At 43.4% G+C, this 1778-nt stretch carries 3 protein-coding genes; all 3 read left to right on the plus strand.

Features of this window, described 5'->3' with window-relative positions; all coding sequences use genetic code 11:
• Positions 1-642 (plus strand): RHS repeat-associated core domain-containing protein (locus WB371_RS23660; protein WP_336222378.1); only part of this gene is annotated, 642 nt, incomplete at its 5' end.
• Positions 642-1259: a hypothetical protein gene (locus WB371_RS23665; RefSeq protein ID WP_336222379.1), complete on the plus strand. Its 618-nt coding sequence runs from the start codon at positions 642-644 to the stop codon at positions 1257-1259. The genes WB371_RS23660 and WB371_RS23665, both read left to right, overlap by 1 nt.
• Before the next feature lie 180 nt (positions 1260-1439).
• Positions 1440-1778, plus strand: a 339-nt coding sequence (locus WB371_RS23670; protein ID WP_420704082.1) for a hypothetical protein, incomplete at its 3' end; no start/stop codon positions are given.

Here is a 1778-nt window from a genome sequence, read left to right on the forward strand (position 1 = left end):
GACCCGTGGGGAAATGTGCTTTCCGAAGACAACCCGCATAATATTGAACAGCCGCTGAGGCTGCCGGGCCAGTGGTATGATGAGGAGTCGGGGCTGCACTATAACCGGCACCGGTACTATGATCCGGTACAGGGAAGATATATCACGCAGGATCCGATTGGGTTGGCGGGTGGATGGAATATATATCAATATCCGTTGAATCCTGTTGGATATGTAGATCCGTTGGGGTTAAAAGAATGCACTGGAAGTGCTCGTGTATTGCAGGGGAATTCGAGACTGGTAGGGAAAGGTGGTGGGTATAATACTAACCCTTCAGATTTAGCAAAATACGGAGTAACAACTGATTCCACAGCAATTATCCCTTCTCAATGGGGGCTTACGGATAAGTCTTCTGCCAGAGGTAAAATAAATTCTATTAGTGGTAAACTAAAAGATGGTGGCGCTCAGTTATTCAGTTGCGTCAGAGATATTGTTGATGACGCTGCTTTACGTAAGAAAAAGGTGGATCCACAACAAAAACTAATGGATAAAAACCCCGGAAAATTAATCCTTGAAATTCCAGGTCTGGAGAAGGATATGGGAGTTCAAGATGTAATAATCACTATACCTGATGGTATGGTTTGTCCGAGTGGTACGCAATAATGAAATTTTTTTTATTTTTTATGTTTTTTATTCTTCTACCCCAGAACGTTTGGGCTGCGAATGCTGAGATACAGAGTGTGCATCGTGTTTTCTCTGTTTCACAAGATAATTCTTTTATTATACAAAAAATTACGGCTCCGAATGGGGTGGAAGAATATGTATTTGTGTGCATGGATTATAATGAATCGGAAAAATATACGGGAGAATATGGTACGTTTTCGGGGTTTTATCAGTGTAAATTTTTTAGTTTGAAAGATGGTGCTGAAATTTTTCAGCCTGTTGCTGATTGGGGAGTAACCGAAACACGAGCGAGGTTCTTTATGTCCCAAATTATTGGTGGGTGTAAAGATCATCCACTGTATGGTCACAGAAGAGAGTTCTTTGTTAGGGGCATGAAAATAGTTATTGATATTCATGATTTCTCCCCTAAAAAGTCCCTTGGATCTTTCTGGAAAGTATATAAATTTAAACTCAGATTAGATGTTACAAATTATCCTGGTGCGGCTTTAGACTTTTCAGGGTATGCATCAGAAATGTGTGAGTCTGATAATGAAAAAACAGACGAGTTTGGGAATTTAATAGATAATGTACGTATAATTACGGAAAACACATATTAAATATATTACATAAGAACACTTCACTTTTACATGATGTATTTTAATAGTGCAAATCTGTGGCATTTAATAGTAAGTTATCCGATAACGCTAAATTTATTGAATGGCACAGTCTTAATATTGGGTGGCCAATTAGTATTAATTGTACTCAGAATAAAACCATAAATAATTCAAGGAGACACCATGAGCGGCAAACCCGCGAGCCGGATAAGTGACGGCGTGGCGAATGGTCAGATTGTGCAGGGTTCACATACCGTGCTGACAGGCAGCCAGGGCGGCATTGCCTGCTCTGTATGTCCCGGCGGCGTCACCGAAGGCGACCCGGTTAATCCCGTCCTTGGTGCCAAAGTATTACCCGATGAAGTGGATGGCGCGCTGCCGCAGGCCGGCTGGCCGCGGTACGGCAGCGGGCATCTTATCGGCGTCGGCCTGGGCGGTCATGTGATGGTGGAGCTGACGCGGGACAAACTGCACCGGGAAGCGGAGCGGGTATTCGGCTGTCACAGCGAACAGCGGCGCTAC

The sequence above is a fragment of the Citrobacter amalonaticus genome (assembly GCF_037053465.1).
GTDB lineage: Bacteria > Pseudomonadota > Gammaproteobacteria > Enterobacterales > Enterobacteriaceae > Citrobacter_A > Citrobacter_A amalonaticus_H.

Bases quoted from the DNA above. Each gene is read 5' to 3' on its own strand.
- WB371_RS23665 (WP_336222379.1), top strand. From the start codon at position 642: ATGAAATTTTTTTTATTTTTTATGTTTTTTATTCTTCTACCCCAGAAC.